At 61.6% G+C, this 25,884-nt stretch carries 22 protein-coding genes, 1 tRNA gene and 3 pseudogenes; 15 read left to right on the top strand and 11 right to left on the bottom strand.

The window, feature by feature from the left end:
- Positions 1-22: 22 nt before the first annotated feature.
- A complete protein-coding gene (locus ACTG4K_RS10755; RefSeq protein ID WP_439114205.1) occupies positions 23-2,308 on the bottom strand; it encodes an Orn/Lys/Arg decarboxylase N-terminal domain-containing protein in 2,286 nt (761 codons plus the stop codon).
- A 226-nt stretch (positions 2,309-2,534) separates the two neighbouring features.
- Between ACTG4K_RS10755 and ACTG4K_RS10750 the strand changes: the two genes are divergently transcribed.
- The 8 genes and pseudogenes from ACTG4K_RS10750 to ACTG4K_RS10715 form a co-directional block, all read left to right on the top strand.
- Positions 2,535-2,960 (top strand): NfeD family protein, encoded by a 426-nt coding sequence (locus tag ACTG4K_RS10750; protein WP_439114204.1) that lies wholly within the window; start codon positions 2,535-2,537, stop codon positions 2,958-2,960.
- 80 nt (positions 2,961-3,040) lie between these two features.
- Positions 3,041-3,955: an SPFH domain-containing protein gene (locus tag ACTG4K_RS10745; RefSeq protein ID WP_439114203.1), complete on the top strand. Its 915-nt coding sequence runs from the start codon at positions 3,041-3,043 to the stop codon at positions 3,953-3,955.
- Positions 3,956-3,975: 20 nt separating this feature from the next.
- Positions 3,976-4,362: a DUF2237 family protein gene (locus tag ACTG4K_RS10740; protein WP_439114202.1), complete on the top strand. Its 387-nt coding sequence runs from the start codon at positions 3,976-3,978 to the stop codon at positions 4,360-4,362.
- A 79-nt stretch (positions 4,363-4,441) separates the two neighbouring features.
- A tRNA-Ser gene (locus ACTG4K_RS10735) sits at positions 4,442-4,531 on the top strand.
- Between the two features lie 254 nt (positions 4,532-4,785).
- Positions 4,786-4,917: pseudogene (locus ACTG4K_RS10730) on the top strand (Arm DNA-binding domain-containing protein); the annotation flags it as partial.
- Positions 4,918-4,951: 34 nt separating this feature from the next.
- On the top strand, positions 4,952-5,422 hold the full coding sequence (locus ACTG4K_RS10725) for a phage integrase central domain-containing protein (protein WP_439114201.1): 471 nt from the start codon (positions 4,952-4,954) through the stop codon (positions 5,420-5,422).
- Positions 5,423-5,523: 101 nt separating this feature from the next.
- Positions 5,524-5,661 (top strand): annotated as a pseudogene (locus ACTG4K_RS10720) (transcriptional regulator); the annotation flags it as partial.
- A pseudogene (locus ACTG4K_RS10715) lies at positions 5,658-6,480 on the top strand (nucleotidyl transferase AbiEii/AbiGii toxin family protein); the annotation flags it as partial. The pseudogenes ACTG4K_RS10720 and ACTG4K_RS10715, both read left to right, overlap by 4 nt.
- A gap of 107 nt (positions 6,481-6,587) precedes the next feature.
- Here ACTG4K_RS10715 and ACTG4K_RS10710 read toward each other — a convergent pair.
- The gene (locus ACTG4K_RS10710) at positions 6,588-7,511 is read right to left on the bottom strand and encodes a LysR family transcriptional regulator (protein ID WP_439114200.1); all 924 of its coding nucleotides are present in this window, start codon (positions 7,509-7,511) and stop codon (positions 6,588-6,590) included.
- A gap of 137 nt (positions 7,512-7,648) precedes the next feature.
- Between ACTG4K_RS10710 and ACTG4K_RS10705 the strand changes: the two genes are divergently transcribed.
- Positions 7,649-8,974 carry a sulfatase family protein gene (locus ACTG4K_RS10705; protein WP_439114199.1) on the top strand — a complete coding sequence of 442 codons (1,326 nt, stop codon included), beginning with the start codon at positions 7,649-7,651 and terminating at the stop codon, positions 8,972-8,974.
- Positions 8,975-9,094: 120 nt separating this feature from the next.
- Here ACTG4K_RS10705 and ACTG4K_RS10700 read toward each other — a convergent pair whose 3' ends face one another.
- The 7 genes from ACTG4K_RS10700 to ACTG4K_RS10670 form a co-directional block, all read right to left on the bottom strand.
- On the bottom strand, positions 9,095-10,387 hold the full coding sequence (locus tag ACTG4K_RS10700; protein ID WP_439114198.1) for a TRAP transporter large permease: 1,293 nt from the start codon (positions 10,385-10,387) through the stop codon (positions 9,095-9,097).
- A complete protein-coding gene (locus tag ACTG4K_RS10695) occupies positions 10,384-10,887 on the bottom strand; it encodes a TRAP transporter small permease (protein WP_439114197.1) in 504 nt (167 codons plus the stop codon). The genes ACTG4K_RS10700 and ACTG4K_RS10695 overlap by 4 nt, the downstream gene beginning before the upstream one ends.
- A gap of 117 nt (positions 10,888-11,004) precedes the next feature.
- The gene (locus ACTG4K_RS10690) at positions 11,005-12,120 is read right to left on the bottom strand and encodes an NAD(P)-dependent alcohol dehydrogenase (RefSeq protein WP_439114196.1); all 1,116 of its coding nucleotides are present in this window, start codon (positions 12,118-12,120) and stop codon (positions 11,005-11,007) included.
- Positions 12,121-12,293: 173 nt separating this feature from the next.
- Positions 12,294-13,352 (bottom strand): Rieske 2Fe-2S domain-containing protein, encoded by a 1,059-nt coding sequence (locus ACTG4K_RS10685; protein ID WP_439114195.1) that lies wholly within the window; start codon positions 13,350-13,352, stop codon positions 12,294-12,296.
- Between the two features lie 55 nt (positions 13,353-13,407).
- The gene (locus ACTG4K_RS10680) at positions 13,408-14,424 is read right to left on the bottom strand and encodes a TRAP transporter substrate-binding protein (protein ID WP_439114194.1); all 1,017 of its coding nucleotides are present in this window, start codon (positions 14,422-14,424) and stop codon (positions 13,408-13,410) included.
- 133 nt (positions 14,425-14,557) lie between these two features.
- Complete coding sequence (locus ACTG4K_RS10675) at positions 14,558-15,295, bottom strand: sulfite exporter TauE/SafE family protein (protein ID WP_439114193.1); 738 nt, start codon at positions 15,293-15,295, stop codon at positions 14,558-14,560.
- Positions 15,292-16,203 (bottom strand): LysR substrate-binding domain-containing protein, encoded by a 912-nt coding sequence (locus ACTG4K_RS10670; RefSeq protein WP_439114192.1) that lies wholly within the window; start codon positions 16,201-16,203, stop codon positions 15,292-15,294. Before ACTG4K_RS10670 ends, ACTG4K_RS10675 begins: the two co-directional genes overlap by 4 nt.
- A gap of 109 nt (positions 16,204-16,312) precedes the next feature.
- Here ACTG4K_RS10670 and ACTG4K_RS10665 point away from each other — a divergent pair, with 109 nt between their 5' ends.
- The 5 genes from ACTG4K_RS10665 to ACTG4K_RS10645 all read left to right on the top strand — a co-directional run bounded on the left by ACTG4K_RS10665 (position 16,313) and on the right by ACTG4K_RS10645 (position 22,211).
- Positions 16,313-17,356, top strand: a complete 1,044-nt coding sequence (locus ACTG4K_RS10665) for an aromatic ring-hydroxylating dioxygenase subunit alpha (protein WP_439114191.1) — start codon at positions 16,313-16,315, stop codon at positions 17,354-17,356.
- Positions 17,353-18,306 carry a PDR/VanB family oxidoreductase gene (locus ACTG4K_RS10660; RefSeq protein ID WP_439114190.1) on the top strand — a complete coding sequence of 318 codons (954 nt, stop codon included), beginning with the start codon at positions 17,353-17,355 and terminating at the stop codon, positions 18,304-18,306. Before ACTG4K_RS10665 ends, ACTG4K_RS10660 begins: the two co-directional genes overlap by 4 nt.
- Before the next feature lie 10 nt (positions 18,307-18,316).
- A complete protein-coding gene (locus ACTG4K_RS10655; protein WP_439114189.1) occupies positions 18,317-19,075 on the top strand; it encodes an SDR family oxidoreductase in 759 nt (252 codons plus the stop codon).
- Positions 19,072-20,505 (top strand): NAD-dependent succinate-semialdehyde dehydrogenase, encoded by a 1,434-nt coding sequence (locus tag ACTG4K_RS10650; protein WP_439114188.1) that lies wholly within the window; start codon positions 19,072-19,074, stop codon positions 20,503-20,505. The genes ACTG4K_RS10655 and ACTG4K_RS10650 overlap by 4 nt, the downstream gene beginning before the upstream one ends.
- A 143-nt stretch (positions 20,506-20,648) precedes the next feature.
- Complete coding sequence (locus tag ACTG4K_RS10645; RefSeq protein ID WP_439114187.1) at positions 20,649-22,211, top strand: SulP family inorganic anion transporter; 1,563 nt, start codon at positions 20,649-20,651, stop codon at positions 22,209-22,211.
- Positions 22,212-22,402: 191 nt separating this feature from the next.
- Here ACTG4K_RS10645 and ACTG4K_RS10640 read toward each other — a convergent pair whose 3' ends face one another.
- Positions 22,403-22,741: an Mpo1-like protein gene (locus ACTG4K_RS10640; protein ID WP_439114186.1), complete on the bottom strand. Its 339-nt coding sequence runs from the start codon at positions 22,739-22,741 to the stop codon at positions 22,403-22,405.
- 256 nt (positions 22,742-22,997) lie between these two features.
- The gene (locus ACTG4K_RS10635) at positions 22,998-23,849 is read right to left on the bottom strand and encodes a sterol desaturase family protein (RefSeq protein WP_439114185.1); all 852 of its coding nucleotides are present in this window, start codon (positions 23,847-23,849) and stop codon (positions 22,998-23,000) included.
- Between the two features lie 345 nt (positions 23,850-24,194).
- Here ACTG4K_RS10635 and ACTG4K_RS10630 point away from each other — a divergent pair, with 345 nt between their 5' ends.
- Positions 24,195-25,883 (top strand): AMP-binding protein, encoded by a 1,689-nt coding sequence (locus ACTG4K_RS10630; protein WP_439114184.1) that lies wholly within the window; start codon positions 24,195-24,197, stop codon positions 25,881-25,883.
- Position 25,884: the final 1 nt, after the last annotated feature.

Here is a 25,884-nt window from a genome sequence, read left to right as displayed (position 1 = left end):
GTAACGGGAAGAAGCTAACAGGTTACCCCGCTTTGACGCAATCGGCAAAGTAACGCTTGCGGCCTTCTTCATCCTTCACCTCGACCAGGCCGTGGATGTCAGTTTCAAAACCGGGACACTGGGCGTTGAATTCGCGGGCAAACTTCAGGTAGTCCACAATTTTCTTGTTGAACACCTCGCCAGGAATCAACAGTGGAATGCCCGGCGGGTAAGGCGTGACCAGGCTGGTGGTGATACGCCCCTCCAGCTCGTCAATCGGCACGCGCTCGGTGGTGCGCTGAGCAATGTGCGCAAACGCGTCCGTGGGCTTCATGGCGGGCGTCAGATCGCTCAGGTACATCTCGGTCGTCAGACGTGCAATGTCGTATTTGGCGTACAGCATGTGCACATGCTGGCAGAGGTCTCGCAGACCCATCTGCTCGTAGCGCGGATGTTTCTGACAAAACTCGGGCAGGATGCGCCACATCGGCTGGTTCTTGGCGTAGTCGTCCTTGAACTGCTGCAGCGCGGTCAACAACGTGTTCCAGCGGCCCTTGGTGATGCCGATGGTGAACATGATGAAGAAGCTGTAGAGCCCCGTCTTCTCCACCACCACACCATGCTCGGCCAGGAACTTGGTGACGATGGACGCCGGGATGCCTTCGTTCTCGAAACGCCCGTCCAGGTTCAGGCCAGGGGTGACGATGGTGGCCTTGATCGGGTCCAGCATGTTGAAGCCCGGCGCCATATCGCCAAAGCCGTGCCATTCCTTGGCCGTGGCCTGTGAACCCGCTGGGTCTTGGTTGAGCACCCAGTCGGTCGCCTCGCCCATACCTTCTTCGGCCAGATCGTCGGGCCCCCAGACCTTGAACCACCAATCGTCATCCCCAAACTCAGCGTCGATCTTGCGCATGGCGCGGCGGAAATCAAGCGCTTCAAAAATGCTTTCTTCTACCAGCGCGCGCCCGCCGGGCGGCTCCATCATGGCCGCAGCCACATCACAGCTGGCGATGATCGCGTACTGCGGGCTGGTGCTGGTGTGCATCAGGTAGGCCTCGTTGAAGAGGTGGCGGTCGAGCTTCACGTTTTGCGAGTCCTGCACCAGCACATGGCTGGCCTGGCTGATGCCGGCGAGCAGCTTGTGAATGGACTGCGTGGCGTACACCACCGACTCCATCGGACGCACGCGCTTTTTGCCCATGGCGTGGAAGTTGCCATAGAACGGGTGAAAAGCCGCGTGCGGCAGCCAGGCTTCGTCAAAATGCAGGTTGGCCACATAGCCATCGAGCATCTGCTTGATGGCTTCGGTGTTGTAAAGCACACCGTCGTAGGTGGACTGGGTGAGCGTAAGAACGCGCGGTTTGACCGCGTCGGCGTCCACGCCGGCCAGCAGCGGGTTGGCGCGGATCTTGGCCTTGATGGCATCGATCTCGAACTCGCTTTGCGGGATCGGGCCGATGATGCCGAAGTGGTTGCGCGTAGGCTTCAAAAAGACAGGAATAGCGCCCGTCATGATGATGCTGTGCAAGATGGACTTGTGGCAGTTGCGGTCCACCACCACCACGTCGCCCGGCGCCACCGTGTGGTGCCAGACCATTTTGTTGCTGGTGCTGGTGCCGTTGGTCACAAAGAAGCAATGGTCGGCGTTGAAAATGCGCGCCGCGTTGCGCTCGCTCGCGCCGATGGCGCCGTTGTGGTCGAGCAGCTGTCCCAGCTCTTCCACCGCGTTGCACACGTCCGCACGCAACATGTTTTCACCAAAAAACTGGTGGAACATCTGGCCCACCGGGCTTTTCAGAAACGCCACGCCGCCCGAATGGCCCGGGCAATGCCACGAGTAGGAGCCGTCCTCCGCGTAGTCGAGCAAGGCCTTGAAGAACGGCGGCTGGATGCCTTCGAGGTAGCTCTTGGCCTCGCGGATGATGTGGCGCGCCACGAACTCCGGTGTGTCCTCGAACATGTGGATGAAGCCGTGCAGCTCGCGCAGGATGTCGTTGGGCAAATGCCGGCTGGTTTTGGTTTCGCCGTAGATGTAGATCGGCACGTCCGAGTTCTTGCGTCGCACCTCGTCAATGAAGTTGCGCAGGTTCAGCACCACCGGATCGAGGTCGGCGCCGTGGCTGAACTCTTCATCGTCGATCGACAGGATGAACGCGCTGGCCCGGCTCTGCTGCTGGGCGAACTGGCTCATGTCGCCATAACTTGTCACGCCCACCACCTCAAAACCCTCGGTTTCAATGGCCTGCGCGAGCGCCCGAATGCCCAGACCTGAGGTGTTTTCAGAGCGGAAGTCTTCGTCAATGATGACGATGGGGAAACGAAATTTCATGGCAATCTCCGGCCTTGCTAGGGGCACTCAGGTGAGCAAAAAGGGCAGGCAAAAAACACAACGCAGCCAAAAGCGGCAAAGCAGGCGCGAAGTGTACGGAAATCAGCAGGCCACTCCCGGTGCGGGCAGGCTTTTGTCGCAGAATGTGGCGCAAGCCTGACATACCAACCTGGGGGTTTTGTTTTCATGGCGCCCGCTTATTTTCGTTCCACAGGAAGGCTGATGTATGTCTGATTCAACACTCTGGTGGCTGCTCGCGGGCTCGGCTGTGGCCCTGGAGCTTTTCACCGGCACGTTTTACCTGCTGATGCTGGCCGTGGGAATGGCTGCCGCCGCCCTCGCCGCCCACGCAGGCGCAGGCACGGCGGTGCAACTGGTGTGTGCCGCTGTTGTCGGCACGGCAGCCGTGGTCGGCTGGTATGCCATCAAAAAGCGCAACCCAGCTGACCCATCGGTCAGATCCATGCGCAGTGTCAACCTGGATGTGGGCGAGATTATCCAGGTCGATGACTGGCTGCCGGATGGCACGGCCAGCGTGAAGTACCGCGGTGCGCAGTGGAGCGTGGTCCAGCGCCCCGGCAACGCTCCCGTGCCTGGTGCCTACCGCGTCGCCGAGCTGGTGGGGAACCGACTGCTGGTCGAAAAGGTCTGACCCTCGCCCGGTTGAGCGCCACCTGATTCAGAATTCGGCTACCCTGCCCCTCTTTAAACACAAAAAAGAATCCGCACACCATGGAAATTGCTGTCCTCCTGTTTGTCATTGCCGCCATCTTCATCACCCGATCCATCAAGGTGGTGCCACAACAAAATTCGTGGGTGATTGAGCGATTGGGCAAATACCACGGCTCGCTGGCGCCCGGGCTCAATTTCCTCGTGCCCTTCATTGACAAGGTGGCCTACAAGCACAGCCTGAAGGAAATTCCGCTCGACGTGCCCAGCCAAGTCTGCATCACGCGAGACAACACCCAGCTGCAGGTGGACGGCATTCTGTACTTTCAGGTGACAGACCCCATGCGCGCCAGCTACGGCTCGTCCAACTACATCATGGCGGTCACGCAGTTGGCGCAAACTTCATTGCGCTCGGTGATCGGCAAACTCGAACTCGACAAAACCTTTGAAGAGCGCGACATCATCAACGCGCAAGTGGTCCAGGCCATCGACGAAGCTGCGCTGAACTGGGGCGTGAAGGTGCTCCGATACGAGATCAAAGACCTGACCCCGCCCAAGGAAATTCTGCACGCCATGCAGGCTCAGATCACCGCCGAGCGCGAAAAGCGCGCGCTGATCGCAGCCTCCGAAGGTCGCCGCCAGGAACAGATCAACATCGCCACCGGCGAGCGCGAGGCTTTCATCGCCCGCTCCGAAGGCGAAAAGCAGGCCGCCATCAACAACGCCCAGGGCGAAGCCGCGGCCATTACCGAGGTGGCCAACGCCACCGCCATGGCCATTGAGCGGGTGGCTGCTGCCATACGCCAGCCAGGCGGTGAGCTGGCGGTCCAGCTCAAGGTGGCCGAACGCGCGGTCGACGCCTACAGCAAAGTGGCCGCCGATTCGAACACCACCCTGATCGTGCCGGGCAACATGACCGAAGTGTCTGCCCTGATCGCCTCAGCCATGAAGATGATCGGCACCGGCAAAACCACCTGAATCCCCCACGTCCAAGCACCATGAACCGCAACGTTTTGGGCGAAGAACTGCTGCCCTGCTCTTACGACCCCCTGACCGGGTATTTTCGCGACGGCTGTTGCCGAACCGATGACAGCGACCTCGGCACCCACGTGGTGTGCGCCCGCGTGACCCAGGCTTTTCTGGACTATTCGCTGAGCCGTGGCAACGATCTGATGACACCGAACCCTGAATGGCGGTTCGCCGGTCTGAAGCCCGGCGACCGCTGGTGCCTTTGCGCCCTGCGCTGGCTTGAAGCCCTTCAAGCCGGGGTAGCACCGCCGGTGGTGCTGAGCAGTACCCACGAAAAGGCGCTGGACCATGTACCGCTTGACGTGCTGCAGCAGCACGCCTGGCAAAAGGCCGCTGACGGCCCCTCCATACGCTGAAATTTCAGGTTTTGGGCTCTGTGCCGGGCGCCACTACAAAAAAACCAACTGCTGCGCCTGCTATAATTCAAGGCTACCTGGAGAGGTGGATGAGTGGTTTAAGTCGCACGCCTGGAAAGCGTGTGTGGGTTTATCCCCACCGCGGGTTCGAATCCCGCCCTCTCCGCCAAAAATAAGTCCCAGAGCGTTCCAAGACGTTTCGCAAGACACCCTGAAAGCCCCGGTTTCCCTAGTGTTCCGGGGCTTTTTTGTTTCTGGACGTCCCGTAACGGTTCTTGCCATCCTAGGATTTTTGGGGGTATCTTTAAGGGTTCGTACCCCACCAGTTGGGGGTGTTTCACCTTCGGGGTACGGTTGGGAGCACGAAATGGCGCTGACCAACACCAAAGTCCTGAAGGCAAAACCGTTCCATCTCCCATCAAGATGGCTGACGGGCGAGGCTTGTACCTGTTGATCACGCCGGCAGGTTCCAAGCTCTGGCGCTGGAAATACCGGTTTCTGGGCAAAGAGAAGCTGATGGCGATCGGCGCTTACCCAGACGTGTCGCTCGCCCAGGCCAGGGACAAGGTGGACGAAGCCCGCAAGGAGCTTGCAACGGGCTCCGATCCAGTGGTGGGAAAGCTGGAAGTCCGCGCGCAGCGACAGCCACACTGTCTACGTATGGCGCCGCCTGGAGGCCGATGTGTTTCCGGCCATTGGCTTTTGCCCTGTTGCAGAAATCGAGGCGCCTGAACTGGTCGCGATGATGAAGTCCATCAAAAAACGTGGCGCCCTCGACATCGCCAAACGCGCCCTGCAGACCTGCTCTCAAATCTTTCGCTACGCCATCGCTCACGGTTTGGCCAAGCGCAAACCGCGCCGTCGAGATTCGGCCGAGCGATGTGTTGGCCTCGCGCAAGAAGGAGAACTACGCAAGGTTGGAAGGCAAGGCGCTGCCCGAGCTGTTGCGCAAGATCGAGGTCTACAACGGCAGCACCGTCACCCGTGTGGCCATCAAGTTCATGGCCATGACCTTTGTGCGAACCAGCGAGCTGATCGGCGCGCGCTGGGAAGAGTTTGATCTCGACGGCGGGGGGAGTGTCAGGATTCCCGGCGTCCGACGGAATCAGAAATGCGACCGCCCCCCAAAGTTGTCAAGCTGCTTGACAACTTTGGGAGTCTGGCCGAAACGTGGCGCTGGAGGCCCTGCGCGATGGCTGGGCACAACGCAAGCTCACGATGGATGCGCTCTGGCACTACGCCACGGTCAATCGCGTCTCCAATGTGATGCGGCCCTACCTGGAAAGCGTCACTGCATGAGCCGGAACCTCGCTGCGTCGATCCGCGCTCGCCTGAAGCAACGGGCCGATGCCACCAAGCAGGACTTCAACCTGACGCTCACCCACTACGGGTTGGAGCGGCTGCTGTACCGCCTATCCATCTCACCTCATGCCGGCAACTACCTGCTCAAAGGGGCGCTGCTGTTTTCGCTCTGGTACGACCAGCCGCACCGACCGACACGCGATGTGGAAATGCTGGGATTTGGTCCGGACGACATCGACACCGCTGTGGCGGCCTTCCGTGACATCTGCTCGATAGCGGTGGAAGACGGCATTGTGTTCGACTCCGCATCGGTCGAGGGCTCTGTGATCCGCAAGGACGCTGGCTATGGCGGCGTGCGGATCGACCTGCGGGCAACGCTGGATGGAGCACGCATCGTGCTGCAGGTGGACATCGGTTTCGGCGATGCGGTCACACCGGCGCCGGAATCGGTGCTGTACCCGGTTCTGCTCGGCGACCTGCCCGCACCCCGGTTGCGCTCGTATCCGAACTACACGGTTGTGGCCGAGAAGCTCCATGCGGTGTGCCTGCTGGGCATGGCCAACACCCGCATGAAGCACTATTTCGAAGGACTATTTCGATCTCTGGGTGCTGCTCACCGAACGCGACCTGGACCCGGCAGAACTGCGCCGAGCCGTCGAGGCCACATTCTCAAGGCGGCGACTGGCCGTGCCCGACACCATTCCCTCAGGGTTGAGTGATGTGTTCGCACAGGACGGGGTGAAGCGGGCTCAGTGGGCGGCCTTTCTGAAAAAGAACCGCCTGCAGCCACTGGAATTGATCGAGGTGGACGGGCGCGGTCTCCAGCTGCACATCACGTCTCAGGGCTCCAGGTTGTGGCGCTGGGCTTATCGCCGTGAAGGTCAACAAAAACGCTTGGCGGGGCATCAGGATCGTTGCGATCGCTATGGCACTTGATACGTCGAAGGGCTGTAACTCGAGCCCACCATCTGCTTTAGTGTTTCTACCAACGTTTCACGCATAGCCTCCAAAGCCGGTTCATGGGCCAGTTCCGCACGGATCCAGACGAAGAGATCACGTCGGGCAGTGCCCGAGGGTGGCTGAATTTCGACCATGGGGTATTCACCGCGAAGCAGGGTCACGGGCAACCTTGGCAACACCGCCAGATGTTGGCCTTTGGACAACGTTTTTAACAGGATCACTGCATCATTCGCGGTGGCGAAATGGGTGCGCAGACGCTTGATGCCACTGCGATGCAGCATGTCCAGTTCCACATTTTGAAATGGTGATGCAGCACCCACGTTCATCCAGTCGCATTGGTTGAGTTCCTCAACACTGTGGCTGGTCCTGTTGGCCAGGGCATGGGAGGGGGCGCAGAAGATTGAGATTTCGTCTTCGCTCAGCAGCTCACGGCTCACGCCCAGCGGCACCTGGGCATAAATGGCTGGGGCGATGACGGCGTCGAGCTCTCCATCGATGAGTTGATCAAGCAGATGCAGCGGTCGTCCGGTGGTGATGCTGAGCGCCATGTCGGGATAACGCCGCATAAAAGTCTCGCTAAATTCACCCATCAGTGCCATGCCGATGAGCGGCCCAACACCCACGCTGAGTTGGGTGTGCTGGCCCAGTTTGTGGCGATAAACCGTCTCAGCAGCTCCCTGCATTTGCCTCGCAATCACGCGACCATGCCGGGCCAGATTTTCACCCAAGGGGGTGCTGCGCACACCAAAACGGCTGCGCTGAAAAAGCGACTCTCCCGCTTGCATCTCCAGCGTGGCCATGTTGCGGGTCAGTGTTGACTGGGTGAGCAGGAGGCTTTGGGCTGCCCCGGTCACGGTACCTTTGTCCAAGATCACCGCCAGTTGCATGAGATGCCTTGGATCCATCGACTTTTGCTTGTTTGGATTGTCAAAAAAACATTTTACTCACCTTGCATGGCACTCTAAAGTGCGTCTGGCTCCGGCAAAGTGACATGTCGAAGCTGTACGTCCAACACATTTCCCGTATGAAAAAACCCAACATCATCTACATCGTCTCCGACGATCTTGGCTACGCTGACCTCGGTTGTTACGGTGGCCGTGAAGCCCAGTTCGGGCCGGTGTCCCCCAACATCGACCGCCTCGCCGCAGAGGGCGTCAAGTTCACCCAGGGCTACGCCAACTCGCCCGTCTGCTCGCCCACACGCTTTGCGATCATGACCATGCGCTACCAGTACCGGTTGCGAGGCGCCCTGGAAGAGCCGATCAGCAGCCGCAGCAAGGGCAGCACCACGCTGGGTTTGCCGCCTGAAATCCCTACGCTGCCATCGCTGTTGCGCGACGCGGGCTACAACACCGCCCTGATCGGCAAGTGGCACCTGGGTTACCCGCCCACGTTTGGTCCACAGCGTTCGGGGTATGACGAGTTTTTCGGCATCATGGCTGGCGGGGTTGACTACTTCACCCACTGCTCTGGCAAAGGAGACCACGACCTCTATCTGGGTGAGGACGAGCACATGGAGGTGGGATACATCACGGACATTTTCTCCAAGCGATCGGTGGACTACATCGGTCGAATGGCTGCAGATGCCAAGGCTGGTAAGCCGTTCTTTCTGAGCCTGCACTACACCGCACCCCACTGGCCGTGGGAAACACGCGACGACGAACACCTGGCGGCGGGCGTGTCCCAAAACCTGTTTCATCTCGACGGCGGCAACGTGTACAGCTACCGCAAAATGATCCACCACATGGACGAGGGGATTGGCTGGGTGATGGACGCGCTGCGCGCCCACGGGCTGGACGAGGACACGCTGGTGGTGTTCACCAGCGACAACGGCGGTGAACGCTTCAGCGACAACTGGCCCCTGGTGGGTGGCAAGATGGATCTGACCGAGGGCGGCATACGTGTGCCATGGATCGCGCACTGGCCAGCGGTGATTCCGGCCGGCAGCACGTCAACGCAGCACTGCATGTCGATGGACTGGTCGACCACCATGCTGGATATCGGTGGTGGAAAAGCCCATTTGGACTACCCGCTCGATGGCGTGTCCTTGTTGCCCGTCTTGCAGGAACCCGCGCAGTGCTTCCAACGAGAGCTCTATTGGCGCATGAACCACCGCCAGCAACGCGCCTTGCGTGTGGATGAGTGGAAATACCTCAAGGTGGACGGCAACGAATACCTCTTCAACGTCGTGGCAGATGAGCGCGAGCGAGCCAACTTGGCTGCGCGTGAACCCGTGCGCATGGAGCAGATGCGACAGCAATGGCTGGACTGGAACAGCACCATGCCCGCCATTCCCGCGGATGCTGGCGTCAGCCTGGGCTATTCCAGCCAGGACATGCCGCAGCGCTGATTGACCGCTTGCGCCCCGGCGTGCAAGCGACCCAAGCAAAAAGCCACGCTCGTCACCGAGCGTGGCTTTTTTTCATAAAGAGGACCTGACGGCGTCAGTCGATGGCAGCAGAAACGATGCTCACGAGAACCACTTCAGCGTCACCAGGGCGATGTCGGGCCAGGCGATGAGCATTCCCACCGCGATCAGGTTGGCGATCACAAAGGGCATCACGCCGCGGAAAATGGTGGACAGCTTCACGTCTGGCAGCAGGGACTTGACGGTGAACACGTTCATGCCAACCGGCGGCGACAGCATGCCGACCTCGATCATCATGACCACGAAGATACCGAACCAGATCGGGCTGACACCCATCTCGACCGCAATCACGGTGAACATGGGTGCGGTCAGCAACAGCAAGCCCATGGCTTCCATCAGTGCGCCCAGCACCAGGTAGATCAGCACCATCGCCAACAACACCTCAACCACCGAAAAGCCGCTGTTCTGGATCCACTCGACCAGCTGAAAGGTGAGCCCGGACAGGGTGATGAAGTTGGCAAACACGAGGGCGCCGAACACGATCGCAAAAATCATGGCGGTGGTGGCGGCCGTCTCCTGCAAACAAGACACCACGCCAGCGAAGCTGATCTTTCGACGTGCGACGGCAATCAACAGCGCCCCTGTTGCGCCCATGCCGGCGCACTCCGTCGAGGTGAATACCCCGCCGTACAGCCCGCCCATGACAAAGGCAAACAACAGGATCGTGGACCAGACACCTTTGAGGGCGGTGAAGCGCTGGCGCAAGGGCACGCGCTGGCCACTGGGACCCAGGCTCGGGTTGATCAGCAACGACACCCAGACCGCGCCCAGGAACAGCAGCAACAGCAGCAGGCCGGGCAAGATGGTCGCAATGAACAGCTGGCGAATGTCGGTCTCGGTCAACAGACCAAAGATCACCAACGGCACCGAAGGTGGAATCAGCACCCCGAGCACCCCGCCGGACGCCACGGCGCCCGTGGACAAGCGATCGTGGTAGCCCAGCCGCCGCATAGGCGGCATGGCCACCTTGGTCATGGTCGCGGCCGTGGCAATGGAGCTGCCCGAAATGGCAGCAAACAGGCTACATGCCACCAAGGTGGCATGGGCCAGCCCGCCTCTGAGGTGGCCCAGCCAGGCGTTGGCGGCTTCGTAAAGCTCACCACTGATATCGGCTTTGTGGACGAAGAGGCCCATCAAAATAAACATCGGCAAGACCGACATGCCGTAATTGGTGGACGCATCCACCACGACCTGACCCAGCATGTGCAACGAGGGGTCGACACCCCGCAGGGCCGCATAGCCACCCACGCCGGCCAACAGCATGGCAAAGGCCAATGGGACGCCGGCGAACGCCAGCAAGAAGACGGCTGCAAAACCGATGATCGCAGCCGTCATGTTGCCGCTCCTTTGTGGGTGAAGGCATTCCAGATCAACACCAGCACGGTCAGGGTTGATATACCTGCCAATGCGGTGAGAACAAAACTCAACGGCGCATGGGGCAGACCCAGCACGATGGTGGCGGTTTCAGCGTCGAGGTCTTCGATACCCTGCAGCACCAGGCGCCAGGTCAACATGCCCAGCGCCAAAGCGCTGACGGCGTCGCAAAGCAGGTTCTTGATGCGGCGCCCTGTCCCGGTAAAAAAACCGTCGATCAGGCTGACCGTGACATGCTCGCGGTTGCGCGTCACCAGCGGAAGGGCCGTAAAAATGACCAAGGCCATGGCAAATTCAATCATTTCCACGCTGCCACGAACCGGGGACGAAAAGATGTAGCGCCCCAGAACATCGGCAAACGTGAGCATCACGATCAAAGCGACCGGCAGGGCACTCAAAATGCCCAGTAGCCAGAAGGCACCCGCCGGGTCTTTCTTGGCGTCACTTGGTTCTATGTTCATGACAGGTACTTTCGAAGAAAAAGTGGTGAGCATGGCGCGGGAACAAGGGGGCTCAAGGGCGCACCTTCATCCTGCGGGTGCGGTACGTGCTGGCTGGGAAACGGCCCAGCGAGGCGCTCATGCGGCCATGCGCAGCACCGGTTTCACGGTGGCACCCGACAGCGAATCGGCAATGGCTTCGTTGATGGATTCGAAAGGATAGATTTTCATCATCTTTTCGAAAGGAAAAAGGCCTTGTGCCTGCATGCGCAAAATAGCAGGAATGAAGTCGTCGGCGTTGGAGTCGCCCTCCACAATGCCGCGAAGCGTCTTGCCGTTGAGCATCATGTCGCGCACATCCACATCCAGCATGGCGCCCACTGGCGCTCCACCGACAAAGCCGCACCGACCCAGCGGAGCCAGGCAGTCCAAGGCTTGACGCAGCACGGCGCTGACGGCTGTGGTGTCGAGGCTGCAGTCCGCGCCCCCGGCGGCGATCTCGCGGATGCGTGTCACCACGTCCACGGTGCCGTCTGCCAGGATGGCGTGGGTGGCACCCAGTTCCAGTGCCAACTGAAGACGTTCGGCCACTTTGTCCACCGCAATCACGGTGGCGGCGCCCAATGCCTTGGCTGCCATGATGCCGGCCATGCCAACGGCGCCGGCGCCAAACACGACAAGCGAACCACCGAGCTGAGGCTTGAGCACGTTGATGACCGCGCCAGCACCGGTCTGTATGCTGCAGCCCAGTGGGCCCAGCAGCTCAAACAGCTCGTCAGAAACCGTGTCCGGCACTTTAACGACGTTGGTTTCGGTGCACAGACAGTGCGAGGCAAAAGAAGATTGCCCGAAGAAGTTGTGGCGCACCGGCTGGCCCTGGCGCGAGAGGGCCGTTGAACCATCGCGGCGCTGCCCCAGAAAGTTGGTGCCAAAGAAATACTGGCAATAGCTGGGGGCTTGTCGCTGGCAGCTGGGACACTGGCCACAGAAGTTGTAGCTCAGCACCACCCGATCGCCCACTTTCACCTTGGTCACCGAGGAGCCGATGGCCTCGACCACACCCGCACCTTCGTGGCCCAACACGATGGGCTGCTCCACCGGGAAGGGCCGACGCATGACAGAAATGTCCGTGTGGCAGACACCGGTGGCCACCAGGCGCACGCGGATTTCCAGGTCGCGTGGGTCTTCCAGCTCCAACCCTTCCACCGACAGCGTGGCGTTGGGCTTGTTCAGGACAGCGGCAATGATCTTCATGGTGTTCAAAATTTCAGGACTCAAAAGGGATGGCGCCTGGGCGGGGCCGGTGCGCGCACCCAGGCAGTGCCAGGGTCCAACAAGGCGGCCCAGCCCCTGCCGAGCCGCGAAGCGGTTGCGCTGTTTCCGGGCGCTTGGCAAAGCCCCGGATCAGGGGCGCTCAGCAGGGCTGTTCAGGCTGTCCGAGCGATTGGAATGGTGCGGGTTTCCGCGGCTTCAGCCGCTTCCTGCTCCAGCAGTCGATCAACCATGTAGCGCACGCGGCCCAATGCCGCGTCGCTGCGGACGGCTTTGGTCTTCACATCCGGGTTGCTGTTGATGACCTGCTGCTGGGCTTCAATGATCCAGCGGTCCTCGGCAAACGCTGTCGCGATGCCCTGCCCCACTTTCTCGATCATGCTGAGGTCGTCGTGGGGAAACTGGCAAGGCTGCACCCAGAAATAGTGGGTGGATTGCTCAGTTTCGGGCGTCAGCAAGGAGAAGTGGCGCAGATGCAAGGCGCCCGCGCGCTCGTGCGGTTCGTCTTCGCCGCCGGCGGGCACGGAGCCGGCCCAGTTCTCGAAGATCGAGGGGAGCCACCACGCTTGACGGTTCCAAAAATCCACCTTGCCGGTGAACTTGCCCGCCATGCCGTGCAGGGGCGAAGCATCGCAGTCGCGGATCACGCGGTTGAGCCGGATACCCCGCTCGAACGGCACAATCTCGGGCCGCGCGTTGGGAAACGCATTGTTGGCCAGCGTGGTGCGGTGCACAAAGGTGAGGTGGGTGAAGTCCAGCAGGTTGTCGGCGATCAGCTGATAGTGGGCCTGGTAGTGGATATAACCCGTGGCCGTGGGCCAGCCAGGGGCACCGTTCCAGTGCACGTCCACGATCTCGTCGGCATTGGCGCGGGCCGGGTCACCCATCCAGATCCAGAGCAGGTTGTGGCGTTCTACCAGCGGAAAGCCGCGCACACACATGCCAGGCGGAATCTGGTCCTGACCGGGGATTTCAACGCATTGGCCTGAAGCATTGAAGACCATGCCGTGGTAGCGGCAACGGATACCTGCGGCCTCGACGTCGCCCAGCGAGAGCGGGGCCAAGCGGTGACAGCACCGGTCTTCCAGGGCAACGGCTTTGCCCTCGGCTGTGCGGAACAGCACCACTTTCTCATTCAACAGCGTTCGGGCCAGTGGCTGCTGGGTGCATTCCGCAGCTGTGCCTGCCACATACCAGGCATTTTTTACAAACATGGGGTTCTCCAGAAAAAAAGGCCGACCGGGACAACCCGGTGGCCAAAGCAAGCGCTCAGCGGTTGGACACCGCCTGGGTCCGGTAAAAGTCAAGCGCTTGCGGGCCGTTGACACCGGCTTTTTGAGCGTCTTTCAGCCATTCCTCGGTGATGGGAGCCGCCAGCGCGCGGAGGTCTTTCTGGAAGGATTCACTGGCCATGTGGAACTTGATGCCCTTGGCTGCAGCGTCTGCACGGATCTTGGCTTCCAGATCGTCGTACATCTTCATGTTTTGGGCGAAGGCTTCGCCACTGATGGATTCAATCGCCTTGCGGTCTTTTTCAGACAAGGCATCCCACCGCTTTTTGTTGATGAAAAGCACAAAGGAAGGTGCTGTCAAATTGCCAGGCAGGTCGGTCACGTCGGTGGCATAAGACAGCGTCTTGAGACCATTCGCATCCGACACGGAATAACCGACAAAGGCGTCCACCGTCTTGCCGGACACGATTTCGTGGCTGCGCGCAGCAGGCGCAGCCACAACGCCAGCGCCAGCGGCCTCAAGCAATTCAGCCGGTACGCCGGGCAGCGCGTAAATCTTGCGCCCTTTGAGCTTGTCAACGCCGTCGATGGAACCTTTCATGCCGTACATGACGCCAGGCGGCAGCACGAACATGGCCAGCACGTGCACGGAGCCCAGTTCGTTGGCTTTCACGAAGTGCTTCTGATAGGTGCGCCACAAGGCGACCGAGCTGCCCTTGGCCGTGCTGTTCACAAACGGCAGGTGAGCGATCTGGTTGAGCTTGACCTGCTCAGCCATCAGGCCGTGGAACTGGTAGGCGATGTCAAAAACACCTTTGTTCACACTGGCCATCTGCTGGTTGGGTGCCGCCAGACTGGAGGGGGCCACGTCGACCTTGACGCGCCCTTCGGTGACTTGGCCGATTTTCTCAGCCCAAGGCTTGATCACCATATTGGTCACAGGGTGCTGCGGTGCCAGGAAGCTGTTGAGCAGCAAATTGCTGCTCTGGGCCATGGCGCCGATGGGCAAGGCCATCAGCAGTGCGGTTGCGCACAGGGTGCGGCGAAAGATCATGCTTGTCTCCTGTTATTTGATTGAGCTGGGATGATATGCAGCGGCTCGTGCAAGTTGGAAATCACTTTTTTGCGCTGTTGATCGGAAAAACAAATAACACTTGGCCATTGCCGAGCCCGGAAACAACAATGCCTCAGAGCCACAGGTGTCGGGTGAGAGAAAGTCCGCTGACCATGAGCAAGCCTGCGATCAGGCGCCGCATCAACGGGGGCGGTATCTGGCGTGCGAGCTTGTTGCCCAAGATGACACCCAGTGCGGCTATCGGCAGCGCCACGATCCAGCGTTGAAGGGTGTGCGCGCTGTCGATCTGACCCGAACTTCCCAGCACCACAATGGCGACCGAACCAGCCACCACCATCACCACGGGTACCGTGGCCCGGATGTCTGCCACCTCGCTCAGGCGGCGCTGCAGGACGGCCAGCACCACAGGACCAGCCGTGGCGAACATCACCTCAATGATGCCCACCAGGGTGCTGCCTGCGTGGTACCCGAGCGGGGAAATCGTCTGGGCCTGCCGGTGTTTCTGGCGCAGCGCCCGAAAGCCAACCACGGCGATATAGACCCCCAAAATAAAAAGGGGCCAGCGCTTGTCAAGTTGCCCCAGCAACCAAAGACCCACCAGCGAGCCGGCGGCCATGCCGGGCAGCATCCCCAGCATGTCCCGCCAGCGCACTTGCCTGAAATTCAGGCCGCCATGCAGCATCGAGGCCGGAACGTCCAGCAAGATGGCCAGAGCCACCACTTCCGGCAGTGGCCACTTCCAGGCCAGCAGCGGAACGGTCACGAGCGCGGAACCAAATCCCGTGATGCCCAGCACCAAGTAGCCCGTGAGGATGACGAGGGCGGGATAAACCCAGTCTTGTACGTTCATACCGCGGTGGTGAGGTGGTGGTTGAGTGTGTGGTGCTGGATCCAGCGGATCAGGCCAGCGGCGGCGGGCGTCAACGGCACGTCGTGGCGGCGCAGCACATAGATGGTCGGGCTGGGCAATTCGTCTTCAATCGGCAGGCTGCAGAGCTGGTCCTTGAATGCGTTGCGCAGAAACAGGGTCCGGGGCATGGTGGTCATCAGATCGGAATGCGCCACGATGCCCGGCAGGGCGAGAAACGATTCGCACACCAGACCCAGCTTGGGTTCTGGCAAGCCGTGCCGTGCAAACGCGTCGCGGATGATGGCGCCAGGCCCGCGGGGCGCACTGGAAAACGCCCAGCGACAGTCCTGCAGCTCGGCCAGCCGCGTGGCACGCGCCAGCGGATGCTGGCTCTGGGCCACGATCACCACGTTGCTCACCAGCAAAGCCTGTGCTTCCAGGTCGGCGTCCAGATCGTGCTTGTGGGCGGCTGTGAGTGCGAAGTCCAACGTGCCATCTCGCAACTGCGGCGAGACAGCGGGATACAGACCGTCGCGCACATTGACGGTGACCCCGGGATGCTCGCGAGAAAAACTGGCCAGTGCGTGGGGCAAGGCTCCCAACGCGACAGCAGGTGAAGCGGCGAATGTGATGTGCCCTTCCCAATCACCCCGCAACTGGCTGATTTCTTCGTGAGCCCTGCGACTCTCCGAGACGATCAGGCGGGCGTGTTTCATGAAGGCTTGACCAAAGGGCGTCAAGGTGACCCCTCGCTTGGTGCGAACCAACAAAGGGGCCTTCAGTTCTTCCTCAAGCTGCTGGATCGCGGCCGACAGCGCCGGTTGGGACTGGTGCAGCAACTGCGCGGCCGCACGCAAGCTACCAACCTCTTCAATAAAGATGAGGGCTTGCAGAGTCTGAAGCTTCATGGCATCGGCGTTGGTGATTTGAAAAACAGATCATATCGTCGAAAAATCGAATTGTGGCGTTCAGTGATGCTCCGTAGCATCTCCCCTGACACAACAAGGAGACGTTTTCATGTTCATTCGCAATTGCTGGTATGTCGCCGCCTGGGACATCGAAGTCCCCCAAGATGGCTTGTTCCACCGCACCTTGCTCAACGAGCCGGTGTTGCTGTACCGCGATACGCAGGGCCAGGTGGTGGCGCTGGAAAACCGTTGTTGCCACCGCGCCGCACCGTTGCACATCGGCCGCAAGGAAGGCGACTGTGTGCGCTGCATGTACCACGGGCTGAAGTTCGATCCGACGGGCGCCTGCGTTGAAATTCCAGGCCAGGACCAGATTCCGCCCAAGACCTGCATCAAGCGCTACCCGGTGGTCGAGCGCAACCGCCTGGTTTGGATCTGGATGGGGGATCCGGCACTGGCCAAGGAAGAGGACATCGTCGACTATTTCTGGCACAACTCACCACAGTGGCGCATGAAGCCGGGCTACATCCACTACAAGGCCCACTACCAGCTCATCGTGGACAACCTGCTGGACTTCACCCACCTGGCCTGGGTGCATCCCACCACGCTGGGGACCGACAGCGCGGCCGATCTCAAGCCCAAGATTGAGCGCGACACCAGCGGCAATGGCACCTTGACCATCTCCCGCTGGTACCACAACGATGACATGCCCAATCTGCACAAGAGCGTGGCCAAGTTCGAGGGCAAGGTCGACCGTTGGCAGGTTTACCAGTGGTCACCCCCTGCCCTGCTGCGCATGGATGCGGGCTCCGCGCCCACGGGCACCGGTGCGGCAGACGGCATCCGCGTGAAAGAGGCCGTGCAGTTCCGGCACACCTCGATCCAGACGCCAGAGACCGAGACCACCAGCCATTACTGGTTCTGCCAGGCGCGCAATTTCGAGCTCGACGACGAGGCCATGACCGAGACCATCTTCCAGGGCGTGGTGAAGGCCTTTGAAGAAGACCGGCTAATGATTGAAGAGCAGCAAAAGATCCTGAGCCTGGTGCCCGACCGGCCCATGATCCCGATTGCCGCCGATGCGGGCTTGAACCAGGCCCGCTGGCTGATCGACCGGATGCTCAAGGCTGAAGCAGCACGGGTCCAGTCATGAGCGCTGACATCGACGTGGTGGTCAGCGGGCTGCGGGCCGTGGCCCGCGATGTGCTTGCACTGGAGCTGCGCCACAAGTCGGGCCAGCCCCTGCCGGGTGCCAAGGCCGGCGCGCACATCGATCTGGCGCTGCCCAACGGACTGGTGCGCCAGTATTCGCTGGTCAATGCCACGGGCCAAGCCGGCATGGACAGCTATGTGGTGGGTGTGGGCTGGGACGCCAACAGCCGCGGGGGCTCGGTCTGGATCCATGAAAAACTCAAAGTGGGCCAGGCGCTGCGCGTGAGCGCGCCACGCAACCTGTTCGAGATGGCACCCGAACACCGCCGCGTGCTGCTGCTGGCCGGTGGCATTGGCGTGACCCCAATCTACGCCATGGCTCAAACCTGCGCCCAGCAAGGCATCGCGTTGGAGGTCTGGGTCAGCGCCCGCTCGGCGTCCCGGCTGGCCTACCTGGACGAGCTCAAGTCGCTCGTGGGCAAGCAACTCGTCACCCATTTTGACGACGAACAAGGCGGCCCGATGAACCTGGCCGAGCGTCTCGCGCAGCAACGCTGGGATGCCGTGTATGCCTGCGGCCCGGCACCCATGCTCGATGCTTTGACGGCTGCCACGCCGCACTGGGCGCCAGGCTCGGTGCGCATGGAGCGATTCAAAGCGGCTGAGCTGCCGATGGGCGAGCGCAAGACCTTCGAGCTGGTGCTGCAACAGGCCGGTGTGACCACAACCGTGAACGCGCACGAAAGCGTGCTCGACGCCATGGAGCGCAACGGCGTGGACTTCCCCTGGTCTTGCCGCGAAGGCATTTGTGGCACCTGCGAGGCCACGGTGCTCGAAGGCGACGTGGAGCACAGGGACTTTGTGCTTTCCCCTGAAGAACGCGCCGAACAGCGGCGAATGATGGTCTGCGTGTCGCGTTGCGGCGGCGGCCGTCTGGTCTTGGACATTTGAAAGAAATACGATGAATCTGAACAAGCAAGTAGCGATCGTGACCGGTGGCGCATCTGGCTTTGGCGCGGCCATTGCGCGGCGCCTGAGCCAAGGTGGTGCCGCCGTGGTGGTGGCCGACCTCAACGCCGAGGGCGCCCAGCGCATGGCAGACGAACTGGTCGCGGCCGGCGGTCAGGCCATCGCCGTGACCTGTGATGTGTCTCAGGAAGCCGACTACCGCCGCATGGTGAGCACCGCCATTGAACAGCTGGGCGGCCTGCACATCGTCGTCAACAACGCCGGCACCACCCACAAAAACAAGCCCGCCCTGCACGTGACAGAAGCCGAGTTTGACCGGGTCTACCGCGTCAACCTCAAAAGCCTGTTCTGGTCGGCGCAAACGGTGTTGCCGTATTTCATCGAGCAAGGGCGCGGCGTGATGGTCAACGTGGCATCGACCACCGGCGTGCGCCCTGGCCCGGGCCTCACCTGGTACAGCGGCAGCAAGGCCGCCATGATCAACCTCACCAAGGGTCTGGCGCTGGAATACGCGCGCGCCGGTGTGCGCATCAACGCGGTCTGCCCCATGATCGGTGAGACCCCCATGATGGCCGACTTCATGGGCATGGAAGACACGCCTGCCAACCGCGAGCGTTTCCTGAGCCGTATCCCGTTGGGCCGTTTTACCCGCCCGGACGATGTGGCATCGGCCGTGGCCTTTCTGGCCTCGGACGAAGCCAGCTTTCTCACCGGCGTTTGCCTGGACGTGGACGGAGGACGCAACATATGAGCACCCGTCCCTACGCGTGCCCCGACATTCTGGTCGGCGGCACCTGGCGCAAAGGCCGCCATGCCCAGCACCTGACGGTGCGCAACCCGGCCACCGGCGAGGTGCTGGACAACCTGCACCTGGCCAGCGCCGACGACCTGCAACTGGCGCTGGAAACCACCCACAAGGCCTTTGACCACTGGCGCCAGGTGCCGGCACACGAACGCTGTGCCCGGCTGGAACGCGGTGTGGCCCGCCTGCGGGAGAACTCCGACCGCATCGCCACCTTGCTGACCCTGGAACAAGGCAAACCCCTGGCCGAAGCCAAGGCCGAATGCGCCATGGCGGCTGACCTGATCAAGTGGTATGCCGAAGAGGCGCGGCGCGTCTACGGCCGCGTGATTCCGGCCCGCCTGCCCAACAGCCGCATGGACGTGCTGAAGTTTCCGGTGGGTCCGGTGGCGGCCTTCTCGCCCTGGAACTTCCCGTTGGTGCTCTCGGCGCGCAAACTCGGCGGTGCTCTGGCTGCGGGTTGCTCGATCGTGCTCAAAGCTGCGGAAGAAACACCAGCGAGCGTCGCGGCCATGGTGGACTGCCTGAACCAGGAACTGCCCGCGGGCGTGCTGCAGCTGGTCTACGGCGTGCCCAGCGAGGTGTCCCAGGCCCTGATCAGCTCGCCGATCGTGCGCAAGGTCACCTTCACCGGTTCGGTGCCGGTGGGCCGTCACCTGGCTGAAATGTCGGCCCGGCACCTCAAGCGCATCACGCTCGAACTCGGTGGTCACGCCCCGGTCATCGTGTGTCGCGACGCCGACCTGAACCGCACCGTCAACATGATGGTGCAGCACAAGTTCCGCAACGCCGGCCAGGCCTGTCTGGCCCCCACACGGTTTTTTGTCGACCGTCACATCTACAACGACTTTGTCGAGGCCTTCGGTGCCGCCACGCAAGCGCTGCGTGTCGGCCCGGGCATGCAAGCCGACAGCCAGATGGGCCCCGTGGCCAGCGAGCGGCGCCAGGCCGCCGTGCGCGACCTGATCGACCGTTCGATCGCCCGGGGCGCTCGCGCCGTGACCGGTGGCGCGCCCGAAACGGGCAGTTTTGTCGCCCCCACGTTGTTGGCCGACGTGCCCCTGGACGCGCCCGTGCTGCACGAAGAGCCCTTCGGCCCCGTCGCCAGTGCCATGCCGTTCGACACCTTGGACCAAGCCATTGCCCAGGCCAATGCCAACCCCTACGGGCTGGCTGGCTACTTGTTTACCGATTCGGCCAAAGCCATCCTGGCGGTATCCGAACGGCTGGAGGTGGGCAGCCTGGCCATCAACGGCATGGGCGTGTCGGTACCAGAAGCGCCTTTCGGCGGTGTCAAAGACAGCGGTTACGGCAGTGAATCGGGTATCGAGGGCATGGAAGCCTTCCTGGACACCAAGTTCACGCATTACGTCGCCTGACCGTGCGCGACGCTGGACCGCATTTGGCAGCGCGCCGGTCTTTTAACGAGCGGTGGCGGCGCCTGCTGCCCTTTTTGAGCTGGCCGCGGCCAGACACACGGCTGCTCAAGGGTGAGGCGCTGGCAGGATTGACCGTCGGGCTCATGGTCATCCCCCAGGGCGTGGCCTACGCAGCGCTGGCGGGTATGCCACTGGTCACCGGCATTTACGCGTCGCTGCTGCCCGCCCTGGTGGCAGTGCTCTTCAGCAGCTCGGTGCGGCTCTCCGTGGGGCCCACGGCGCTAAGCTGCCTGCTGATCAGTGCTTCACTCAATGGCCTGGCCGCTCCGGGCAGTGCCGAATGGGTGAACCTGGCCGTTTGGCTGGCCCTGCTGAGCGGCGCGGTTCAGGTGTTCCTGGGCCTGGCTCGCCTGGGTTGGTTCCTAAATTTGGTGAGTGTGCCGGTGCTGACGGGCTTCACCCAAGCGGCGGCGGTGCTCATCATCGCGTCACAGCTCCCCGATTTTTTGGGCTGGCCAAGGGGTGAAACCCTGGCCTGGCATCCGAGCTCGTGGAATCTCTGGGCAACCGGCTTCGGCTTGGCGTGCCTGGGTTTGCTGGTCCTGAGTCGGCGCTGGCGTCCCGCTTTTCCTTCGGTTTTGCTGTTGGTGCTGGCCGCCGCCGGCCTGAGCTTGCTGCTGCAAGTTGAACAACGCGGGGTTGCGGTGGTCGGTGCCCTGCCACATGGCATGCCGAGTCTGCAATGGCCTGCATGGCCAGGCTGGTCCGTTCTGGGGCAGTTGGTGTTACCCGTGCTGCTGATCACGCTGATCAGCTTTCTCGAAACCGCCGCCAGCGCCAAGGTGGACAACGCCCGCCAGGGCGCCCGCTGGAATCAGAACCAGGACCTGATCGGTCAGGGATTGGCCAAAGTGGCGTCTGGACTGAACGGTGCATTTCCCACCAGTTCATCGTTCTCCCGCTCGGCCCTCAATCTCTATGCTGGCGCTCGAAGCGGTTGGGCCACCCTCTTGGCCGTGGTCGTCGTCGGCCTGTCGCTGCAGTGGTTCCTGCCGACGCTCCACCACGTACCTCAATCGGTGCTGGCAGCCATCGTGATCGTGGCGGTGATTGGCCTGATCAAGCCCGCTGAATTGGTGCGCCTGTGGCGCGTGGCCCGTGTAGAGGCGGTGATTGCGGTGCTGACCTTTGCAGCGACGGTCTTGGCTTCACCTCAGTTGTACTGGGGCGTCTTGTTCGGCTTCCTGCTGGCCCTGGCCTACTTTCTTTATGGCCGGCTCCACCCTCGCATTGTTGAGGTCGGGCTTCATGCCGACGGCAGATTGCGCGACCGGCACATTTGGAACCTTCCAGCCTTGGCACCCAACATGTTGGCCATCCGAATGGACGCCGCCCTTGATTTCGGATCGGCTCATGCCGTGGAACAGGCCATTGGTGATCACTTGTCGGCGCACCCCGAGACCCGACGTGTGTTGCTCTTCGCTCAGTCCATCAATCACATTGACGCCACCGGCGTGGAAACCTTTGTGCGCTTGCGGCAGCAACTGCTCTCCCACCAACGGGAATGGTGGGTGATTGGCCTGAAACTCCCGGTGGAACGGAGGCTGAAGGCAGCCGATGCGCTTGTTCCCGACAACCATTTCCGGTGCATAGCCTCAGAAGTGGACGCGCTGATTGCTTTGAGCCCGGTTAGCACGACCGCATAATTTTTACCGAAATCCCTTGTACGTCCCTCTTGTGAATGGTCCGAGCGACCCGTCTATTGGGTGTAGGGGTGGCTCATGAGCTTGCTCGATCAACGACAAGGACAAGGTGCACGCAGCGCTGGATCACCTCAGCTGCGGGATGCCATGCGACAAAGCGGGCGTGACCCTCACCGGCCCGGCGCCGCAGCCACTCAACCCTGCCATCCAATCCGCCCCGTCAGCATCTGCCACCACATCACCCAGTCGCCCATGAAGGAATACAGCGGCTGCTTGAAGCTGGCAGGCTTGTTTTTCTCGAAGCCAAAGTGGCCCACCCAGGCCCAGACATAGCCTTGCACGAAGCCCACGGCCATGAGCCAAGGCTGCGCGGTGAGTACCGCCGCCAGCAGCAGCAACGCACCGATGCTGGTGCCGATGAAGTGCAGGGTTCGGCAGGTGCGGTTGCGGTGCTCGCCCAGGTAGAACGGGTAGAACGCAGCAAAGCTGCTGAACTTGGGGGCAGGGGAAGCCGGATCGTCGGTCCTGGACATGGGGTCACTCCTTGTAGCTGAGGTCGGCGCAGGCCGAAAGAAAATCCAACCGAATGAAGAATAGCTGGGGAAATCAGGCAGCGCCATCGGTGTTTTGTGCCCATGCAGCCGAACGCTTCACGAGCCCACGCGTACCGGGCGCCTTCTGTGCCAACCGCTCAGCAGCAAGCGCCGTCGGTCGGGTTAACCGCTTGCAGGCACGGCCCAGGGGTTCAAACCCAAAACCACCGTGTGGTGGGCGTCAGCGGAGGGTCTTCTATTCCAGCGGACGGTGCGCCCCGCGGCCCAGCACCGTTTCGGCTCTGCGCGAGCGCCAGAGCGGGTACCCCAACTGCACCCACCAGGACTCCGGTCCATGGCGGCGGTCATCGCTCAGCCCGAAAGCCGGCGGGTAACGCCGGGTGATGTGGGCGGTTCCAAAGAGCACGTCCCACACGAAAAGCAAGTTGCCATAGTTGCCGCTGTAATGGCCAATGCCGTCGTCCTGCACCAGCGCGTGGTGCGCAAAATGCGTGGCCGGCGTAGACAGGGTGCGCTCCACCACCCAGGCCAGCGGCGCCAGCACCCGCCAGCGGTAAAGCCAGCTGTCCCAGCGCACCGAAGAATGGGCGCCAATGATCACGCTGAGCTTCACGACGGTGTAGACCACATAAACCCAGCCAAAGCCCAGGAAAATCAGCGCGCCCGAGAGCCAGATACCCGGCATCAGCGCGTAGTAAAAGGCGTTGTTGCGGTAAACGATGCGCACACTCATGTAGGCGGCCGAGTGGTGTGCCCGGTGCAACGGCCACAGAAACGATGTGTGGCTCAAACGGTGCCAGAGGTACTGGGTCAGGTCGTCGGCCAGCAGCAGCACCAACACCATCTGCCAAACGGGCCAGTGCGCCCAGGCGCCGCGCTGCGCGGGCATCCACCAGGCACACAGGGCGGTCGAGGCGCTGAGCACGCCGATGGAGATGAGCGGAAACAGCAGCGTGACTGCGACATCGAGCCGGTTGTCCTCGCGGTTGGCCTGTTTCGCGAAGAACCGACCCTGCGCCATCTCGGCCAGACCAAAGGCCAGCAGCACCGCAAGGATGGCGAGAATCTGAACGGTTTGTTCGTGCATGCGAAATACCTTTTTTTCAAGACACCAGTGTACGGTTTGAGTGCAACGCGCTGGCTCGGGTTTTCCCGGGTAGACGCTCGGAAGCGGCAACCGTACATTGGTGTATTGTTTAACCCGGCGACCCCAGCCATACCGAGCTTCACATCCGCCAGCATTGAGCCTAGCCATGGCAGTTGAACGCGTTTTATCCGCTGTAGAAACCTGTGCACACGGAGCGTTTGGCCCACGAGCAAGCGCACCTCTTGGTTGAGCGCGCTCCAGGTCCAACGGCGGTTTCTAGGTTCAATGTCCCAGGCCAGACAGGGCTGTGTGGCGCACAACATTCACCCCCAAGGACACCACCCCATGGAAAAAATCTGGCTAAACAGCTACCCCAAGGGCGTCCCCGCAGAGATCGACCTGGACAGCCTGGGCTCGATTGCCGACCTGCTGGAAGACGCCGTGCTTCGCCACGGTGAGCGCCGGGCCTTCATCAGTGGCTCTACGGGCGTGGCGATCCGCTATGCCGAGCTGGACCGGCTGTCGCGCCAGGTGGCGGCGTATTTCCAGTCCGTGCTGTGCCTGCCGGTGGGAACCCGTGTGGCACTCATGATGCCCAACCTGCTGCAATACCCGGTCTGCCTTTTTGGCCTGCTGAGGGCCGGCTACGTGGTGGTGAATGTGAACCCGATGTACACCCCCAGAGAGTTGGCCCACCAGCTCAAGGACTCGGGGGCGAAGGCGATGATCGTGGTGGAGCTGTTTGCCCATACGCTGGAAAAAGCCATCGAAGGCACGGCCCTGGAGCATGTGGTGGTGACCGGTCTGGCCGATCTGATGCCGTGGCCCAAACGCACCTTGGGCAACTGGGTGGTTCGACATGTGAAACGCCTGGTGCCGCCTTACACCTTGAAAAACAGCCTGCGCTTCAACGACATGCTGGCGCTGGGCGCTCGCGCCAGATTCAACAAAGTGCCGATTGAACCGAGCGACCTGGCCTTTCTTCAATACACCGGTGGCACCACCGGCGTCTCCAAAGGCGCCATGCTGACGCACCGCAACGTGATGGCCAACGTGAAGCAAACGCAGGTCTGGAGCGAGCCGTTTCTGGACCCCAAGGTCGAGCTGATCAGCATCACAGCGATACCGCTATACCACATCTTTGCGCTGGGCTCTTGCCTCGCCTTTCTGGGCATGGGCGGCACCAATGTGCTGGTGGCCGACCCGCGCAACATACCGGCCTTTGTCGCCATCCTGCGGCGCTACCGCTTTGTCTCGATGCCGGCAGTCAACACGTTGTTCAATGGCTTGATCAACGATCCCAACTTTGCGAAAGCCGATTTCAGCCAGTTGCGTCTGGCCATTGGCGGCGGCGCCTCGGTGCAGCGCCCGGTGGCTGAGCGCTGGCAGGCCATCACGGGCACGCCGCTGGTGGAAGGCTACGGCCTGACGGAATGCTCGCCCACGGTCAGTGCGAATCCGTTTGATCTCAAGGCCTTTAACGGCAGCATTGGCCTGCCATTGCCCTCCACCGAGGTGTCGATTCGCAACGACGCGGGTGAAGCATGTGCCCTGGGCGAAGCCGGCGAACTCTGCGTGCGCGGCCCCCAGGTGATGCAGGCCTACTGGCAGCGCCCGCAGGAAACGGCAGCCGTGATGACCGCCGATGGCTTCTTGCGCACCGGCGACGTGGCGGTGATGGACGCCGCAGGCTTTCTGAAGATTGTCGATCGCCTCAAAGACATGATTCTCGTGTCCGGTTTCAACGTCTACCCCAACGAGATCGAAGAGGTGGTGATGATGCACGCCGACGTTCTGGAGGTGGCCGCCATTGGGCGCCCCAGCAGCACCACCGGCGAGGAGGTGGCGTTGTATGTGGTGAGAAAGACGGCCACGCTGACCGAAGAGGCGGTCTTGCAGCACTGCCGCCAGCAGCTGACGGCCTACAAGCGGCCTCACCATGTGCACTTCATCGACGAGCTGCCCAAGAGCAACGTGGGCAAAATTTTGCGGCGGGAATTGCGGGACAGGCACGCCAGCGTGCAGGCCGCCTGAG

Origin of the sequence: Hydrogenophaga sp. (assembly GCF_965657535.1) — a bacterium.
In the GTDB taxonomy this organism is placed as follows: domain Bacteria; phylum Pseudomonadota; class Gammaproteobacteria; order Burkholderiales; family Burkholderiaceae_C; genus Hydrogenophaga.
The sequence above is the reverse complement of the archived record's forward strand: the minus strand, read 5'-3'. Positions and strand labels throughout refer to the sequence as shown.

Bases quoted from the DNA above. Each gene is read 5' to 3' on its own strand.
- ACTG4K_RS10755 (WP_439114205.1), bottom strand. From the start codon at position 2,308: ATGAAATTTCGTTTCCCCATCGTCATCATTGACGAAGACTTCCGCTCT.
- ACTG4K_RS10750 (WP_439114204.1), top strand. From the start codon at position 2,535: ATGTCTGATTCAACACTCTGGTGGCTGCTCGCGGGCTCGGCTGTGGCC.
- ACTG4K_RS10745 (WP_439114203.1), top strand. From the start codon at position 3,041: ATGGAAATTGCTGTCCTCCTGTTTGTCATTGCCGCCATCTTCATCACC.
- ACTG4K_RS10740 (WP_439114202.1), top strand. From the start codon at position 3,976: ATGAACCGCAACGTTTTGGGCGAAGAACTGCTGCCCTGCTCTTACGAC.
- ACTG4K_RS10710 (WP_439114200.1), bottom strand. From the start codon at position 7,511: ATGCAACTGGCGGTGATCTTGGACAAAGGTACCGTGACCGGGGCAGCC.
- ACTG4K_RS10705 (WP_439114199.1), top strand. From the start codon at position 7,649: ATGAAAAAACCCAACATCATCTACATCGTCTCCGACGATCTTGGCTAC.
- ACTG4K_RS10700 (WP_439114198.1), bottom strand. From the start codon at position 10,387: ATGACGGCTGCGATCATCGGTTTTGCAGCCGTCTTCTTGCTGGCGTTC.
- ACTG4K_RS10695 (WP_439114197.1), bottom strand. From the start codon at position 10,887: ATGAACATAGAACCAAGTGACGCCAAGAAAGACCCGGCGGGTGCCTTC.
- ACTG4K_RS10690 (WP_439114196.1), bottom strand. From the start codon at position 12,120: ATGAAGATCATTGCCGCTGTCCTGAACAAGCCCAACGCCACGCTGTCG.
- ACTG4K_RS10685 (WP_439114195.1), bottom strand. From the start codon at position 13,352: ATGTTTGTAAAAAATGCCTGGTATGTGGCAGGCACAGCTGCGGAATGC.
- ACTG4K_RS10680 (WP_439114194.1), bottom strand. From the start codon at position 14,424: ATGATCTTTCGCCGCACCCTGTGCGCAACCGCACTGCTGATGGCCTTG.
- ACTG4K_RS10675 (WP_439114193.1), bottom strand. From the start codon at position 15,295: ATGAACGTACAAGACTGGGTTTATCCCGCCCTCGTCATCCTCACGGGC.
- ACTG4K_RS10670 (WP_439114192.1), bottom strand. From the start codon at position 16,203: ATGAAGCTTCAGACTCTGCAAGCCCTCATCTTTATTGAAGAGGTTGGT.
- ACTG4K_RS10665 (WP_439114191.1), top strand. From the start codon at position 16,313: ATGTTCATTCGCAATTGCTGGTATGTCGCCGCCTGGGACATCGAAGTC.
- ACTG4K_RS10660 (WP_439114190.1), top strand. From the start codon at position 17,353: ATGAGCGCTGACATCGACGTGGTGGTCAGCGGGCTGCGGGCCGTGGCC.
- ACTG4K_RS10655 (WP_439114189.1), top strand. From the start codon at position 18,317: ATGAATCTGAACAAGCAAGTAGCGATCGTGACCGGTGGCGCATCTGGC.
- ACTG4K_RS10650 (WP_439114188.1), top strand. From the start codon at position 19,072: ATGAGCACCCGTCCCTACGCGTGCCCCGACATTCTGGTCGGCGGCACC.
- ACTG4K_RS10645 (WP_439114187.1), top strand. From the start codon at position 20,649: ATGGTCATCCCCCAGGGCGTGGCCTACGCAGCGCTGGCGGGTATGCCA.
- ACTG4K_RS10640 (WP_439114186.1), bottom strand. From the start codon at position 22,741: ATGTCCAGGACCGACGATCCGGCTTCCCCTGCCCCCAAGTTCAGCAGC.
- ACTG4K_RS10635 (WP_439114185.1), bottom strand. From the start codon at position 23,849: ATGCACGAACAAACCGTTCAGATTCTCGCCATCCTTGCGGTGCTGCTG.
- ACTG4K_RS10630 (WP_439114184.1), top strand. From the start codon at position 24,195: ATGGAAAAAATCTGGCTAAACAGCTACCCCAAGGGCGTCCCCGCAGAG.